The organism is Paenibacillus sp. Lou8.1 (genome assembly GCF_024213565.1).
Taxonomy (GTDB): domain Bacteria; phylum Bacillota; class Bacilli; order Paenibacillales; family Paenibacillaceae; genus Paenibacillus; species Paenibacillus polymyxa_B.
Map to the genome: position 1 here is coordinate 320,807 of NZ_JANAVN010000001.1, position 15,843 is coordinate 336,649.

The following is a 15,843-nucleotide window of genomic DNA, read 5'->3' on the forward strand; positions in this document are numbered from 1 at the left end:
GGGTTATGTATGCGTTTGGAAAGTATGTCAAGCGATTAATTGATACAAATGTTTAATATTTTCCACGAGATGGAAGCTACAAATGTATGGTAAAGTGTACTATATACAAGGTTTTATCCAAATATCCTATCCAAAGTCTCCTGTGCATACCGAATCCGAATTACACGAGGTGAGAAAAATGCTGCAATCGTTAAAAGCCATTGCTAATTACAGGAAAGAAAATGATCTGGCCTGGGATACACCGACTTGGCTAAAGCTGCTTGTTTCGGCTGAGGAGCGTATTGTAAATTTGGAACGCATTCGATCCATAGGTGAGTTAAAGGATGCCAATCCTGTACTGGATTACGTGGAGCGTACGTTGCTTATTTTGGACGGACTTCCATTGTCATTCTGGGTTAAAGAGCTACTGGAGGATGTTTTGGTATGGTCTGAGACAGCCAAAGGAGGCACAGTCCGCGAACGGCTACGTTGGCAGCATGAGGGCATTAATTTATTTGTACATAATATCGGCTCCTCTCAACTGTATGTTAGACAGGCCCAAGCGGAGTCCCCTGCTTACCCGCGCAATAGCATGACCCGAATTCTGATTGAGACGCATGGATTGATTGGGCAATATATACGGGGAGAAATTCCTTTTGCGGAAAATCGACTGCTGCTTGAAATTACTCGTAAGGGCTGGCTGAGCCCTGAGGAACTGGAGCTTGTTTTACGGGCTCTGAACGAATGTATTATCGCCGGGGTAGAACCTGCATTATGGGACCAAGTACGTGGGGAAGTGGAGGAGCTAATCGGTTGGATTGCATGGGACAACGCACCTGTAGTCTGGAGTGTAAAGGAACGATTGAAGAGATTGCGGTCGGTTTCGATACATGCAGGGGAGCCGTTTGAGCAGGCTTACGCCGAGCTGGAGCGGGAGCTGAATGTAGAGAAGGCGCTGGCTCCGCTAGAGAATCGGACACTTTGGTATGTAGAATCCGCTTTGCAGGATTTTTCACTTCAAGAACTGGTCAAGGTATTCTTACTCACACTGAGGGATGGTACAGGACAGGAACAGCCGGCAACGGTACGGCATATCAGTTTTGAATCGCTTATGAATACGATGTATTATGACTATCGTGGTGTTAAGAAAATTAACGTATACAAAAAACGAATGATAGAAAAATACTTAAGCTCACTGTCCTGGCAGGACATTTCAAAGGGAAAACGGAAGCATAATCCTCATTTGAGTGTAACTGTAGAGCATAAAGAGGAGCTGCCAAGTACCGTATTTTTCAATTTTGTATTTTCATCAGCTGCTGAAAAACTGATCGACTTTTGTATTGAGGCAGAAAAGACGCCTCTGTATGACAAAGCAGTTTTGCTGCTGTTTGATCTGTTCGGCTTACGGCGCGATGCTTATGATCGCTTTCACAATGAGGAAACGTATCTTACAGATATGAACCAGACCGTAGATTACAAAAGGGTCATTTTGGATTATGTGACTGGAACCCGCATACTGGATATTGGACCCGGCGGGGGCGTGCTGCTGGATCTGATCGAACAGGAAAGACCAGATGCGAAGCCATTAGGTCTTGATATTTCTGTGAATGTCATTGAGGCACTTAAACGTAAAAAGCAATTGGAGCGCCATCGTTGGGATGTCATCAAAGGAGATGCGCTTCGGTTGGAGGAATATGTGGAAACGGGGAGTATGGACACGGTTATCTTCTCTTCGATTCTTCACGAGCTGTATTCCTACATCGAACGAGATGGAAAAAGGTTCAACTCACAAACAGTGGAAGCTGCTTTGCAAAGCGCTTATCGTGTACTTGCACCCGGCGGACGCATTATCATTCGAGACGGTATTATGACCGAACCAGTAGAACAGCGCAGACGAATTCGATTCTTGGAGCCGGACGGAATGGAATGGCTGATGCGGTATGCGCAGGATTTTGCGGGTCGTCCCATAGAAATAGAGCGTATAGGTGAGCATGAGGCTGTTTTGCCGGTAAATGATGCAATGGAATTCCTATATACCTATACATGGGGAGCGGAAGCCTATGTGCATGAAGTGCAGGAGCAGTTTGGTTATTTTACTCCGTCACAGTATGAAGAATGTATTCGTAACACACTTGGTTCACAAGCGATTATCCGGGTGAGTCGCCACTATTTGCAGGAGGGCTATGCCGAGGCGCTGTCCAGTCGTGTTGAGTTCATGGATGAGCAGGGACAGCCGGTTCCTTTGCCAGACAGTACCTGTCTGATCGTGATTGAGAAGCCAAATCATAGGGATGAAGCAACTAAATGATTTTTAATTTGAACAAGAGAATGCCTTCTGAGGTGTGCCAAGCACGATTAGAAGGCATTTTTTAGAAAGCTAGTGGAGGTGTGTTCATGTATGTCCTCGCAGGTGGAAATATCCGGGTATGACCCGCAGTGGGCTGAAGAGTATATGCGAGAGAAAAGGAAAATTGTAGAGGCTCTCGGAGACGTATGTGTCGGCATAGAGCATATTGGCAGTACATCCGTTCCTGGTCTGGGAGCCAAGGCTATTATCGACATTATGGTTGGAGTAGAAGATTTGGCTATTATTCAATCCGAACAGCGACAGCGTTTACTAGGTATTAAATATGAATATGTACATAAGCCTGATTTTTCAGAGCGAGCTTTCTTTCGCCGTGGAGAATGGGGGGCTGGGACCCATCATTTGCATATTTACAAGTATAAAGGAGAACATTGGGAAAACCATTTATTGTTCAGAGATTACTTGAAAGCGCATCCTGAGAGCCTGCGAGCGTATGAGACTTTAAAAAAAGATTTGGCGCATCAATTCAAACATGACCGTGCAGCGTATACCGAAGCCAAGGGACCTTTCATTCGGCAGATAGTTGAGCAAGCAAAGCTTGAAAGACAAAAGCAGAGACAAATGGAATTTTAGTACGCATGGACAAGGTGGAGGTATGATGAAGAATATGATGCTTGATGCACAGGTAACGCCGAATGGCTTAAAAGACAGAATGCTGCTGCTGTCAGCGCTGGACATTATATTGTCTCCAGAAGATTGGTTACGCACGTATCGTATGCAGTCTGAATGGTCTGGTGATGTGTGCCTAGGTGAGGTGAACAACGGCGCTGGAGATACGATTCATATGCTATGGACGCGTGGAGGTATGCTATTGAAGGGTTTTGACCACGAATCCCCTGTAAGTCCTCATGCGAGAGACGAATATGAGGTCTGGCCGGGCATGTACGACGGTGTGCCTGATGATATGATGGAGCTTTTGGAAGATGAAGCGTTGGAGAAAGAGGACGTTACCTTTTGTATGTGGAGGGAAGCGGGAGATGAGGAGTGGCGTATGGGCAACGCGAATTTTCCTGAGGGATATGACGATGGCTCATCCTTTTTGCTGGGGAAAATTATAGTTACACCGGAGGAATATCAGGATTGGGCTGAAAGTTACTATGAGTTGCCGATTTCTCTAGGGGTGGTAAACCAGATTTTCAACGGCGTTCCGATCACTGCCCAGATGATCTCTGCGCTTCATCCACAGCGTAACGTTACGGAAGCGATAAAGGAGCTAAAGCAGCTTGGCGTTCAAGTGCATGAAAGCTAAGAATACAGATTTGTTTTTCTTGACAAGTTTTGTATATAGTACAGGAGAAATGCTGGGTTAATCACCTCGAATTAAAGGAGCTGTGTTGAAGATGTCCAAACGTTTGATTCCTTACATCACGATGGATGGAAATGCAAAAGAAGCAATCGAATTTTATAAAGAGGCATTGGATGCTCAACTGCTTTTTATTCAAACCTTTGGAGAAATGCCGGAAAACCCCGATTTTCCCATTCCCGCAGAGGTCAAGGAACATGTGGGACATGCTACCCTTAAAGTGGGTGAGACAGAGCTCATGTTTTCTGATACCTTTCCCGGATCACCGTTTAGCAGTGGGAATCAGGTGAGCATCTGTATTACAACCGATAGTGTGGAGCAAGCTCAAAAAATGTTTGATGCTCTACAGCAAGGAGGACAGGTGGGAATGCCTTTACAGGAAACCCACTTTAGTCTAGCTTATGGGAATGTAACAGACAAGTTTGGTGTCACCTTTCAAATATTCACAGAGGCTCGGTCTTAAGAAATGGAAAACGGCTCGATTCCGCTACTTTAGCGATCTGGCCGTTTTTTGCGTGTATGTCCTCGTCTGAAGAATAAATATACATACAGCATGGGGAGGGATATCTTTTTTACCCTGCTTGCCGTTAGTAGATTAGCTTTAATTACTGAATGCTTAGACGCTTGTTGAAATAGAAACAAAAATATATTATATTATGTTGTTAATGCACCAACGGGTGGGAGGACAGGCCATGAACAAAGAAGAACAAGTCATGATGGGGTTCAGGGACTTATATAACAAGATGGTTTGGCTTAATAAGGATAAGATGGAAGACAGTCTTAAGGGTTATAAGTCTTCTGAAGTTCATTGCATCGAATACATTGAAAGAAATGTAGATTCCAACGTGACAAAACTTGCGGAGTCCCTTTATATGACTAGCGGTGCCATAAGTAAAATAACTAAGAAGCTCATAAAAAAAGGCATTATCGAAAGCTACCAGAAGCCGGATAACAAGAAAGAAATCTATTTTCGGCTTACGGAGCAAGGGAAAGTAATCTATAAAATCCATGAGGACTTGCATAAAGAGTTTCAAGAGCGAGATAAAGCCGTGTTTGAACAGGTAACCGAGGAACAATTTGATAGTATGCTTAGTTTCGTGGAAAAGTATAATAGGCATTTGGATGCGGAAATAAAGAAACAGGGTATAGATATTAAGTCGGAATAAATCTGAATAATGAAAATCAAATCACAGGCAGTCGGGCTCTATTGAGAACAGGCTGCCTTTTTTTGCTATTATTTTGTTGCCGAGGAAGCAAAATTGTGATACGATATTTTTGCTTCCAAGGAAATAAAAACATAGCTTTTGAGGGGAGAATTTAATGTTCAAATTTAGATCACACAATGAACAGAACACAGAACAAACCGTAGATAAACACGCTTTAATATTCGGTCTTATCTCTGTGTTTCTTTGCGGAATAGGCTTCAGTATCATAGCACCTGTCGTCCCTTTCTTAGTACAGCCTTATATAAGCAATCCGGGAGAACAAGCTATCGTTGTCACGCTGCTGACTTCTGTTTATGCCTTCTGCGTGTTTTTTGCGGCCCCCGTGCTTGGAGCTCTGAGTGACAAATATGGCCGTCGTCCATTGCTCTTAGTATGCCTTTTGGGTTCCGCAATCGGGTACTTGGTTTTTGGCATAGGAGGAGCTCTATGGGTACTATTTGCGGGACGCATAATAGAGGGTATAACAGGTGGGAGCATAAGCACGATCTTCGCCTATTTTGCAGACATCATTCCTACAGAACAGAGAACCAAATACTTTGGATGGGTGAGTGCGGTTGTAGGTGTAGGTACCGTCATTGGCCCAACTGTAGGCGGGTTACTTGCCAAGTTTGGTTATTCTGTACCCATGTATTTTGGAGCAATTATAACTTTAGTGAATGTTATATATGGATTCTTTTTTATGCCTGAGAGCCTTGACAAGAAACATAGACTGAAAGAAATTACTTTTGTAAGACTTAATCCATTCATACAGCTTGCAAACCTGCTTTCCATGAAAAACTTAAACAGGCTACTAATCTCGGCGTTCTTACTTTGGATACCCAACGGATCTTTACAGGCCGTTTTTTCACAATTTACAATGGACACTTTTAGTTGGAAGCCTGCACTAATCGGACTTATGTTCTCAATTATGGGTGTCCAAGACATTATCTCACAAGGTTTCATCATGCCAAAGCTTTTGAGAAAACTTAGTGATAAACAGATAGCCATTCTTGGGATGGTTTCGGAGATTATAGGCTATAGTCTTATTGCAGCATCGGCTTTGTTCTCATTCTATCCTCTTTTTATCGCTGGAATGTTTATATTTGGTTTTGGTGATTCGGTCTTTGGGCCTTCATTCAATGGGATGCTCTCCAAGTCTGTTGATTCTAGTGAACAAGGAAGGATTCAAGGAGGTAGTCAATCTATTCAGGCTTTAGCAAGAATGATGGGGCCTATCATTGGAGGTCAAATCTATGTATCACTTGGTCATGCCGCACCCGCTTTTATGGGTATAATCCTTATAGCAGCGGCAATACCAGTTTTATATAAGCGAACGCAAGTAAATGAGGATTTTGCAAAAATCCCATAAGCGACTTCCAATGAACAAGATATAGATCGAAATGGTTTAGTTCGTCTATATCTTGCACTTCGGAGCGACTGGAATCGAATTTTGCAAAATCCTAAAATATATAAACTATCTACTTTGTTTACAGTCTGAGCCATCCGCATGCGGATGGCTCTTCATAGTATCACCTTGCTAAATTAATTTCACGTATTTGTACTTATACGCCAAAATTAAAATCATCATCTGTCAGCGGCTCTACATTCATCGCCCGCACATAGCCGTTTCCTTTTTTAGAAAAGAAATCATGCTGCTTAGTGTGGGTGCTGATGCCGTTGAATACAATGGGATTAACTTCTTCTTCTTCAAACAGTGGATCAAAGCCCAAGTTCATCATGGCCTTGTTGGCGTTGTAGCGCAAAAAGACTTTCACATCGTCTACGAGTCCAATAGGAGTGTAGATTTGCTCAGTGTATTGTTCCTCGTTATTGTGCAAGTAGCGGAGCAAGCCTACCAGTGTCTGATAAAGATCACGTTGTTCTTCCTCATCCAATTCTGCATAAATCTCCTGTGCCAGTACACCTACGTACACACCGTGAATACTTTCGTCCCGTAGGATCAAATCGATAATTTCTCCACTGCATGTCAACTTGCCCTGGCCCGCCAGATAAAGAGGGTAGAAGAAGCCGCTATAAAATAAATAGCTTTCTAACAGCACCGACGCTGCCATCGCGAGATACAGGTCTTTCGGTGTGTGGATATTCATATAATACTGACGAATGGTTTCTGCCTTGGTTTGGAGATGTGGATTTTCTTCCACCCAGCGGAATACACCGTCAATTTCTTCCGTGGAAGCTAGCGTTGTAAAGATGCTACTGTACGACTTGGCATGAATTTGTTCCATCATCGCCATAAAGCTTAGTACGGCTTTGCGTTGCAGTCCGTCCACATGCTCCATAATTTGCGGCATACCCACGCCGCCTTGAATAGTATCCAGTAGCGTCAATCCGCCCAGCACCTTCATGTAGGCTTCTTTTTCGATATCACTGAGGGTTACCCAGGACATTTTATCGTCAGACAACGGGATTTCATCATCCGTCCAAAATTGCATAATGTTCTGGTTCCAGAACATCAGTGTGAAATCATCGTCCGAGCGATTCCAGTTTACAGCTTGTATACCTGTCATTGTTAGCATTCTCCCTTCAGCTTGCGAGATTCCCTGGAAACACACATTGAAATAGTGCAGGCGAATCATCGTATGCTTGACATACGGAAGCTGTATCCGCGAGGGTCTGTCCAGTCCCGTAAAGGTCTGAACCACACGCTGGATACAGCTTCTAATGCAAAGCATCTATATCTATTCAAAATCTAATTTTTATACTACAGCTTGTTACCTTATACTTTAGATGGAGCAGGTGAGGCACTCTTCCACAGACAGCTTTTTGGTGCGTGTGTAGTATAACGATTTAAGTCCTTTGTGTGCAGCGTACAGATAGCAACGTGCTAACTGACGCGTAGTCACGTCACTGTTCACATGAAGCACGGTCGAAATTCCTTGGTCCACGTGCGGCTGGATTTCTGCAATCAGATCAAGCACTTTGAACTGGTCCATTTGATAAGCAGATTTATAGAAGAACACGTTATCCTTTTGCAAATAAGGCATTGGATAGTAGGTCGTCGAATTGGCATAGGTACGGGTTTCAATCTGCTCAACAATTGGCATGACGCTGGATGTTGCATTTTGAATGTACGAAATGCTAGCAGTCGGCGCAATCGCCATACGATAGGCGTGGTACAGACCATTTTTCATTACATCTGCTTTTAATTTGTCCCAGTCCGCTGAAGTCGGAACATAGATGTCTTTGAACAACTCTTGTACACGTGCAGTTGTTGGACGATAATCTGTGTTCAGGTATCGGTCAAAATATACGCCTGTCGCATAATCCGATTCCTCAAATCCATAAAAGCTTTGTCCAGCTGCTTTCGCGATTTCCATACTTTTTTCGATGGAATGATAGTTCATCGTCATGAAGAAGGTACGGACAAAGTCCTTCGCTTCATTGCTTTCATACGCAATTTTGTTCTTGGCAAGATAGCCGTGCAGATTCATAACACCCAGTCCGACGGAGTGCATTTCACGGTTTGCTTTCGCAACACCCGGTGCATTAGCTACTTGGGTCATATCGCTGACCGAGGTGAGAGCAATCATACCCTCGTGAACGGATTCGCGGATTTTGCCATGTTCCATCACATTTACAATGTTCAGAGAAGCTAGATTACAGCTCACGTCCCGGCGGATGGTATCCTGTTGGCCGTAATCTGTAATTTCGGAAGTTTCCTGCAACTGGAAGATTTCCGTGCATAGGTTCGACATCTTGACTTGACCCACGTTTTTAAGAGCATGTGCCTGGTTCGCGTTACTTTTGTTCATGATATATGGATAACCAGACTCCAACTGAATCATGGCAATTTTCGTCAGCATGTCACGTGCGCTCATCGCTATTTTTTTCTTCACCCGATCGTCAGCGAGCAATGTGTCGTACATTTCATCCAAATCCATGTCGTCCAGATGCGTTCCATAGGCTTTGAACACACTGTAAGGAGCAAATACATGCAGCGGTTCATTATCTTGAGCCAGCTTGTAAAAGCGGTTTGGCACCAGCAATCCAATAGAAAGTGTCTTGAGACGTACTCTTTCGTCAGCATTGATCTTTTTGCTATCCAGGAACTCAAGCACGTCCCATCCGAAAATGTTGTAATAGGCTGCCCCAGAGCCTTTACGTTGCCCCATTTGATCTGCATAGGAGAAACCGTCTTCCATCAGCTTCAGCACAGGCATAATGCCTTTTGCTGCGCCTTCTACGCCTTTAATCGCTTCGCCGCGTGCCCGCAGTTTCGACAGGTTGACCGCAACACCGCCCCCGATTTTGGACAACTGCATGCAGGTGTTCAGCACATAGTTGATTGAGTTCAGGGAGTCGTCCATTTCGAGCAGGAAGCAGGATACCAATTCCCCACGGCGGCTTTTGCCTGCATTCAGGAAGGTTGGTGTTGCTGGCTGGAGGCGTTGCTCCATCATCGAGCGGGACAACAGGCGTGCCGTATCGGCGTTACCGCGTCCTAAATGCAGCGCGACAGCAGCAACCCGGTCAGGGTAATGTTCCAGATAGACTTTCCGGTCGTTACTCTTCATTGCATAGTCGGTGTAAAACTTGGATGCTGCCATATAGGAAGGAAATTTAAAATTATAGCTATGAGTGATATGGAAAATATCATTAATTTCGTCAGCCGTGTAGCTGTTATAGAAATTTTCGTAATAATCATTCTCAATCATATACAGCACTTGAGCGGCTGTGTCAGCAAACTTCAAACTCCGTTCCTGAACTTCCTTCATAAACTCTGCTACAGCCTCTTGGTCTTTTTCCAATTGGAAAAAGCCGTCTGTATCGCGTTTCATCAACATGTTGTTCAATTCAATATGCCGCAACTCGGCTCACCTCCTGTTTAAAACGCTCTACATCTCCGAACGTTCCAGATAATTCAAATTTACTAATCACGGGGACATTATAATGATCGGCAATCAAATCCGCACTTTTGGCAAATTTCTCACCCCAGTTACGGTTGCCGCTTGCAGCTACACCAACAAGGTTTTGAGCATTCTTTTTCAAAAAGGAAGATACCCTCTCAGGTATCTGCCCAAACCCAGTTGTATATGTAATAAGTACGTAAGGTTCTTCTATAGTCATTTGCTCCTCGATCTGAACCGCTGGAAGCTTGAGCTTGTTTATAAATCTTTTTACATTGCCGGTCTTCGAATCATATGCAATCAGCATGGTATGCAACCTCCTTAAACAATTAACGAAAAAAGAAAACGCATTGCCTGGGATCTATTATAGATGGAATCCCTTGCTGGCTGCGCCATTTAAGATTTTGACTCTATATTTACATGTATTTTCATACCTGTATCTTCAAGATATCGGGCATAAATACGTTTTTTACACTATATTTAGAGTACATTTTCTATTTTATATCTATATATAGTTTTGTCAATCGGTCTAGAGGGGATCAGAGGACCCAGATCGGGTATAAGTCCAAGCGGGGTGCGGAAAAGAGCGAAAGAACTTTTTTTTCGTAAGTATGTTAAAAAAGTATTGGAGTTTTTGAGGGTGAAGATGTACGATTTGTCAATGGGCAATAGAATGGAAAATTTACATTTTACTGTAGAAAGGATGAAGCGAATGGGAAGTGATTTTATGGAATTTCAATCGTTTAATACAATCTTTTTTATCGTATTTGGACTCATTGCTTTTGTAATGATTATGGGAATTGTCAAAACGATAGGAGCGGGCCTGTCCAATCAAGCAGCCGAACGGGTACAACGTTCATGTAAGGTTGTGGATAAACGGACGAGAGTGCGTGGGGGATCAGGCGATTTTTCAGCTTCGACATATTATTATATCACCTTTGAGTTTGACGGGGGTGAGCGTATGGAGCTGGAGGTGAAGGATACAGACTTTGGTATGATTGTGATCGGGGATCGTGGGGAGCTTCATTATAAAGGTACACGTTTTCTGGAGTTTGTGAGAGTAATGGAAGCGTAAAGGTGTTGGCGGCGAGTTAGTATTGCCAAAACAAATACATAATTGGAGGGAAGATTACGATGCCGCATATCATTGGAAAACGAATAGTATTGAGAGAATACCGTCAAGAAGATATACCAGCTATCCGAAAATGGGTCAATGACCCGGAAATCACACGTGGTTTAAGCGACGTGTTTATCTACCCGCATTCACAGGTGAATAGCGAATCCTTTGTGCAGATGATGATTGACGGCAACCCCGAGATCAAAGGTTTTGTCATTGCGCATAAAGACACACTGGACTATATCGGACAACTGGATTTATTCAAAATCAACTGGGTGAATCGGCACGCCACCCTTGGTGTTGTGATCGGGCGTGACGGCGATCTGGGCAAAGGTTACGGACGGGAAGCGATCCGGTTGTTACAAAAATTCGCATTTCATACGCTGAATCTGCATCGGCTGGAGTTGGAGGTCTATGCGTTCAATGAACGTGCACACCGTTGCTATCTGGCCTGCGGCTTCAAGGAAGAAGGTCGGCTGCGGGAAAAGCTATTCAGGGAAGGGCAATACTATGACATTATTCAGATGGGGATTTTGCGAAGTGAATATAAGGCTGCAGAGCAAGCGACGGAGTCCTGAGAGTGCAACCTCATAAGCTATTTTACTCCGTCAGCTTTCTTCAATTTTTTATGAGTGAAATCACGGGGACTACGCTCATCCTATTTCTATTAGCTAAAGGACTTTCTCTGCAAAGTGCGAACTTCTTACTGGTTGTATTTTTTGTAAGTATTTTTTTGTTTGAGATACCCACAGGGGCGATTGCAGACAAGTATGGCAGAAAAATTTCTGTTATTTTGGGACTTTGCTGTTTTTTAGTCTACAGTGTATTGTTCGTTTGGACAGATCATATCGGGGTGCTTGTGTTCGCGCAAGTTTTTGGGGGTCTGGCTATATGTTTACAATCAGGTTCGTTAGAATCCTGGGTTGTGGAAAACAGTGATAAGCCCATGGAAGTTCTTTTTACAACCTCTAACAGTATACAGTACATTTCGGGATTTATTTGTGGTCTGTTGGGGGCCTTTTTCGCAACCTATAACTATTCACTTCCATGGGCAGTCAGTATTTTATCTATTATTGTATGCATTTTTCTATGTTCCTTTTATATGGATGAGGAGAATGTTGCTCATCGAAAGACGTCTACTACTCGCATTAAAACGATTATCGGAGAAAGCGTCCGTATCGGTTTTGAAAATAAGTCCATCTGGATTGTGTTTATGATTGGTTTATTTATCAGCTTTTCGAACTCGGCGGGGAATACATTTCAACAGCCACGTCTGGTTGGCCTTTCCGAACAAGGGATTTGGATTATGGGGTTTATCAAGGCAGGCTATTCACTATGTATGACTTTGGGAAGTTATCTAGTTCGAAAGCTAGGCGCACGATACAGTGATGTACATATACTCGTGTATGCTTGCGGCATGATAGGGGTATGGCTCATTTTAGCTGGTGCGTTCAACACATTTTATCCTGTACTGCTTACCTTTTTGATCTATGAAATTGGACGCGGCATGTACCCGGTTGCCAAACAAATTTTTCTGAACAAAAGAATCTCTAATGAGTATCGTTCTACACTACTATCTCTGGATTCTGCGATTTCACAATTAGGCATGTGCGTAGGTTTAATCGTGACAGGGATCATCAGTCGAAATTTTACGGATTTGTCTTCCGATCAAACACCTATTCAAATATCTTGGGTGGTGTGTGGCGGGATTGCGTTGATTCCAATCATTTTATTGTTTTACGTCCATCGTGTTTCAGGGAAAAGTAATTCTTGGAAAGAAAAAGAAACCAAACAGAATATTTAATGTAAAAGTTAATGTAGAAGGGCTGAACAACATGGTCTGTCAGCCCTATAATATTTCATTAAAAAGCAAGCAAACCTTATTTTTCGCCGTACCACAGTTTCAGCCGATTTTGGATTAGGCCAGTATAGATTTCTTCAGCCTTTGGCACACCTGCCTGATCCAGCTCTTGGAGCATGCGGTCATACACAGCGTCGAACTGATCTGGCTTGGCGAGTACAGCCTCAGGAATCCGTTTGCGTACAATGTCCTGCGACTTTTGATAAATAACATTGTAATTCGTATCGGTCGGAACAGGCATGTTGTAGGCAGCACCCCACTCTTTTACCGGAAAATCCTTTTCGTTCGGAAACAGGTCTTTCCACGTCTGGGCTTTGTATGCCTGAAGGGACTCTTTTTCGGCTTGACTATAATTTTCGGTAATCATCTCTGGATAATTGGTTGTGTAATAGTTGCCAGAAGGGTCCTTCACGCTATCGCCATAATGTGGCCCCCATATCCAGTACAAACCGATTCCTGACTCTCTGCTAAAAGAAGCGTTATCGGTGTTTTTACGTTGTTGCACATCCGCCGGAATGACTCGTTTGCCGTTCTCTACGTTGTAATGCTGGCCTTCAATTCCCCAATTACGTAAAATTTGTCCTTCGTCGGAGGCCAGAAAATCCAGAAACTTGATAGCCCGCACCGGATTTTCGCATGAGGTTGTAATTCCGATCCCGGATGCAGTATCGAAGCCAATGGGCTGGAGGGAATGGTCCTCGTATTTCTCATTTAAAGTGACAGGAAAATGGGCGTAAGTGAATTCATCCTTACCTGCTGCCTTGAGCGCATTTTCGGCATCTTGATAGTTCCATTCCTGATCAATGAGTCCGATGACACGGCCTGCGGCGATTTTGGACTTGTACTGATCACTTTTTTGCACAAATGTATCCTTATCCAACAGTCCTTCATTGTACATATGGTTCAACCAACGGAAATATTCACGTTCCTCTGGGCGCTTGTAGTGAAGAATGGCTTTGTGTGTTTTAGGATCAATATAATATTCGCCATCGTCGGGTCCACCTGTAGCAGTAACAGCCGGGTTTGTCACCGTAATTTGAATTTTCCAGTCTTCGGCATCGAGTGATAGGGGGATGGTAGGCTGGCCATTGGTGGTAGGATATTTGGCGACATAATCTTTAAGTGCTTTTTCAAAATCTTGAACGGTGCGGATTTTAGGGTATCCAAGCTTCTTAAGTGCCTGATGCTGGATTTCGAAGCCAGCTTGTGCATCAAACGCGATGTGATCCACACCCAAATTGGTCGGGATCGTGTAAATGGCTGGATCTTCACTACTATATTTAATACGATTAAAATAGTCTCCATACACTTTCTTAATGTTAGGGCCGTATTTGTCAATGAGGTCGGTTAAGTCAATGAGTGCCCCGGCGTCGACCATTTTTCCAATGTCTCCTTTGGGGTACACGAGATCTGGATACTCTCCGCTTGCTGCCATTAAAGCAAACTTTTCCTCGCCTCGACCATTGACAGCATGTTCGGCATTTAGCGTAACACCCGTTTTCTTGATAATTTCCTGCCCGACAGCATCCTTCATGTTGTTCCAGTTAGAGCTGGAATCACCGCCAAAGAAAGTAAGAGTAATGGGACTGGTGTCATTAGGATCTTCCTTTTCTGCCTTACCGTCTGTTCCATTCGCGCAGCCCGTTGTAACGAGCAGCAGCAAAGACAGGAGTAGAATGGAACTCTGTCGTACCGACCTGTTCTTGAACATTTGCAAATCCCCCTTAATAAGTATGATTTACACAATGTAAGTGCTTTCAATAGTAAATTGTAGGAAATAAAGAACCTCACGTCAAGTAATTTATAATTGCTTGTTATGCGGTTTGTTTTTTTATTAAGCAAACATATTTTGGTGCAGGGTGTGGATTTGTACAAATCAATCATTTGATGATCTAAAACAAAGTATGCTACGATGGTACCAGTTTATAGGTACACCCGTGTATTAGAAAGATTAAGGTAGAAAAAGATTCCGAATAGGGTTGGGTGAGAAGATGCGTGGAAAAGTAACGTTGCAAGAAATTGCGGATGCGGCGGGCGTTTCAAAGTTCGCTGTTTCGCGTGCACTGTCAGGCAAACCCGGTGTAAGTGAAGAGACAAGGGCGGTTCTGGTCAAGCTTGCCGCCCAGATGGGCTATTTTCGCAGTCATCCCAAAATCACAGGGGTAGAGCCTCGGGACACAGATACCAGAGAATGGTCGGGTACCGTGCTAGTGTTATTTCCGAATATTAGGTACCAGAACAGGGAATCCAGATACTGGGGGCCTGTATTTGAAGGGATTTCCGAGCGTCTGAACCGTAAGGGTATGGATATGATCACGTTAACGGAGCCCTCGACTGAAGACATGTTTTCTTTACTGAATCCAGAGTCGATTAAAGGAATTATCACGGTAGGGACGATTTCAACTTCATTGTTGCTGAACATTTATCGGATGGGTATTCCGGTCGTCATGGTAGATCATTGGGATTCTGCATTTTTAAGTGATACGGTGTTTACAGATAATCGCACATGCATGAGTGAATTAATGAAGGACTTGCTGTGTAGGGGCTATACCCGCTTTCAGTTTGTGGGTCATATTGATGACGCTCACAGTTTCTACGAACGCTGGGAAGCATGTCGTTCCACACTGGAAATGAGCGGAGTAGAATTGCGGCAGATTAAAGCACTTCTTCACAGGGGAGCGCAAGCGCTTGCTGAGGAAATGGAAAAGTTGTCCGAGGACGAACTGCCTGAGGTTTTTGTATGTGCTAATGATGTGACTGCTGCGCAAGTCGTGGATGTGCTGAAAGAAAAGGGGATTGACGTTCCGAGGCGTTGCGGAGTGACCGGGTTTGACGATACGAATGAACAAATGCCGATTTATGCCACGGTGAGAGTGGATAAGGAATTGCTGGGAATGCGTGCAGTGGACCAGTTGTTATGGCGCATAACGAACCCGAACTCGCCTGTCGAGAAAAAGTTGCTACATGCTGAGCTATTCGTACGGGAAGTTCATGCACCCCGGATCAGTCGGGAAAATGATGACCGTGAGCGTCCCATCAGCACAATCACATATAGTTAATGTCCAGATACGTGTTATGACACCATACACCGTGAAGACGAAGGAGGTCGCTTTTAGCCTGTTTAGGGGCAGAGGGCGACTTTTAT

At 43.8% G+C, this 15,843-nt stretch carries 14 protein-coding genes; 10 read left to right on the forward strand and 4 right to left on the reverse strand.

What is annotated here, in order from left to right:
• Positions 1 to 178 precede the first annotated feature (178 nt).
• The 6 genes from NLX78_RS01580 to NLX78_RS01605 all read left to right on the forward strand — a co-directional run bounded on the left by NLX78_RS01580 (position 179) and on the right by NLX78_RS01605 (position 6,221).
• A complete protein-coding gene (locus NLX78_RS01580) occupies positions 179 to 2,287 on the forward strand; it encodes a class I SAM-dependent methyltransferase (protein WP_254325890.1) in 2,109 nt (702 codons plus the stop codon).
• A 90-nt stretch (positions 2,288 to 2,377) separates the two neighbouring features.
• Positions 2,378 to 2,917, forward strand: a complete 540-nt coding sequence (locus NLX78_RS01585; RefSeq protein WP_254349445.1) for a GrpB family protein — start codon at positions 2,378 to 2,380, stop codon at positions 2,915 to 2,917.
• Positions 2,868 to 3,593 (forward strand): hypothetical protein, encoded by a 726-nt coding sequence (locus NLX78_RS01590; RefSeq protein ID WP_254349446.1) that lies wholly within the window; start codon positions 2,868 to 2,870, stop codon positions 3,591 to 3,593. Before NLX78_RS01585 ends, NLX78_RS01590 begins: the two co-directional genes overlap by 50 nt.
• Before the next feature lie 91 nt (positions 3,594 to 3,684).
• Positions 3,685 to 4,110 carry a VOC family protein gene (locus NLX78_RS01595; protein WP_254349447.1) on the forward strand — a complete coding sequence of 142 codons (426 nt, stop codon included), beginning with the start codon at positions 3,685 to 3,687 and terminating at the stop codon, positions 4,108 to 4,110.
• Between the two features lie 229 nt (positions 4,111 to 4,339).
• Positions 4,340 to 4,813 carry a MarR family transcriptional regulator gene (locus NLX78_RS01600; RefSeq protein ID WP_235308061.1) on the forward strand — a complete coding sequence of 158 codons (474 nt, stop codon included), beginning with the start codon at positions 4,340 to 4,342 and terminating at the stop codon, positions 4,811 to 4,813.
• A 154-nt stretch (positions 4,814 to 4,967) separates the two neighbouring features.
• Positions 4,968 to 6,221 (forward strand): MFS transporter, encoded by a 1,254-nt coding sequence (locus tag NLX78_RS01605; RefSeq protein ID WP_254349448.1) that lies wholly within the window; start codon positions 4,968 to 4,970, stop codon positions 6,219 to 6,221.
• 193 nt (positions 6,222 to 6,414) lie between these two features.
• Here the strand turns inward: NLX78_RS01605 and nrdF are convergent, their stop codons facing one another.
• The 3 genes from nrdF to nrdI all read right to left on the reverse strand — a co-directional run bounded on the left by nrdF (position 6,415) and on the right by nrdI (position 10,027).
• Positions 6,415 to 7,380, reverse strand: a complete 966-nt coding sequence (gene nrdF, locus NLX78_RS01610; RefSeq protein ID WP_029516760.1) for a class 1b ribonucleoside-diphosphate reductase subunit beta — start codon at positions 7,378 to 7,380, stop codon at positions 6,415 to 6,417.
• Positions 7,381 to 7,596: 216 nt separating this feature from the next.
• The gene (gene nrdE, locus NLX78_RS01615; protein WP_061828561.1) at positions 7,597 to 9,681 is read right to left on the reverse strand and encodes a class 1b ribonucleoside-diphosphate reductase subunit alpha; all 2,085 of its coding nucleotides are present in this window, start codon (positions 9,679 to 9,681) and stop codon (positions 7,597 to 7,599) included.
• Entirely contained in the window at positions 9,668 to 10,027 is a 360-nt protein-coding gene (nrdI, locus tag NLX78_RS01620; RefSeq protein ID WP_016819181.1) for a class Ib ribonucleoside-diphosphate reductase assembly flavoprotein NrdI, read from the reverse strand. The genes nrdE and nrdI overlap by 14 nt, the downstream gene beginning before the upstream one ends.
• Positions 10,028 to 10,432: 405 nt before the next feature.
• On the opposite strand from nrdI, the gene NLX78_RS01625 reads away from it, so the two are divergent.
• From NLX78_RS01625 to NLX78_RS01635, 3 genes are read left to right on the forward strand one after another with little or no spacing between them, the layout of a single operon-like run.
• Positions 10,433 to 10,795 (forward strand): DUF2500 domain-containing protein, encoded by a 363-nt coding sequence (locus NLX78_RS01625; protein WP_061828689.1) that lies wholly within the window; start codon positions 10,433 to 10,435, stop codon positions 10,793 to 10,795.
• Positions 10,796 to 10,854: 59 nt separating this feature from the next.
• On the forward strand, positions 10,855 to 11,415 hold the full coding sequence (locus NLX78_RS01630; protein WP_069291658.1) for a GNAT family N-acetyltransferase: 561 nt from the start codon (positions 10,855 to 10,857) through the stop codon (positions 11,413 to 11,415).
• Between the two features lie 2 nt (positions 11,416 to 11,417).
• The gene (locus NLX78_RS01635) at positions 11,418 to 12,641 is read left to right on the forward strand and encodes an MFS transporter (RefSeq protein WP_254349449.1); all 1,224 of its coding nucleotides are present in this window, start codon (positions 11,418 to 11,420) and stop codon (positions 12,639 to 12,641) included.
• 76 nt (positions 12,642 to 12,717) lie between these two features.
• Here the strand turns inward: NLX78_RS01635 and NLX78_RS01640 are convergent, their stop codons facing one another.
• Positions 12,718 to 14,409, reverse strand: coding sequence for an ABC transporter substrate-binding protein (locus NLX78_RS01640; protein ID WP_061828559.1), 1,692 nt, complete (start codon positions 14,407 to 14,409; stop codon positions 12,718 to 12,720).
• A gap of 280 nt (positions 14,410 to 14,689) precedes the next feature.
• Between NLX78_RS01640 and NLX78_RS01645 the strand changes: the two genes are divergently transcribed.
• On the forward strand, positions 14,690 to 15,757 hold the full coding sequence (locus tag NLX78_RS01645; protein WP_250261767.1) for a LacI family DNA-binding transcriptional regulator: 1,068 nt from the start codon (positions 14,690 to 14,692) through the stop codon (positions 15,755 to 15,757).
• Positions 15,758 to 15,843 lie beyond the last annotated feature (86 nt).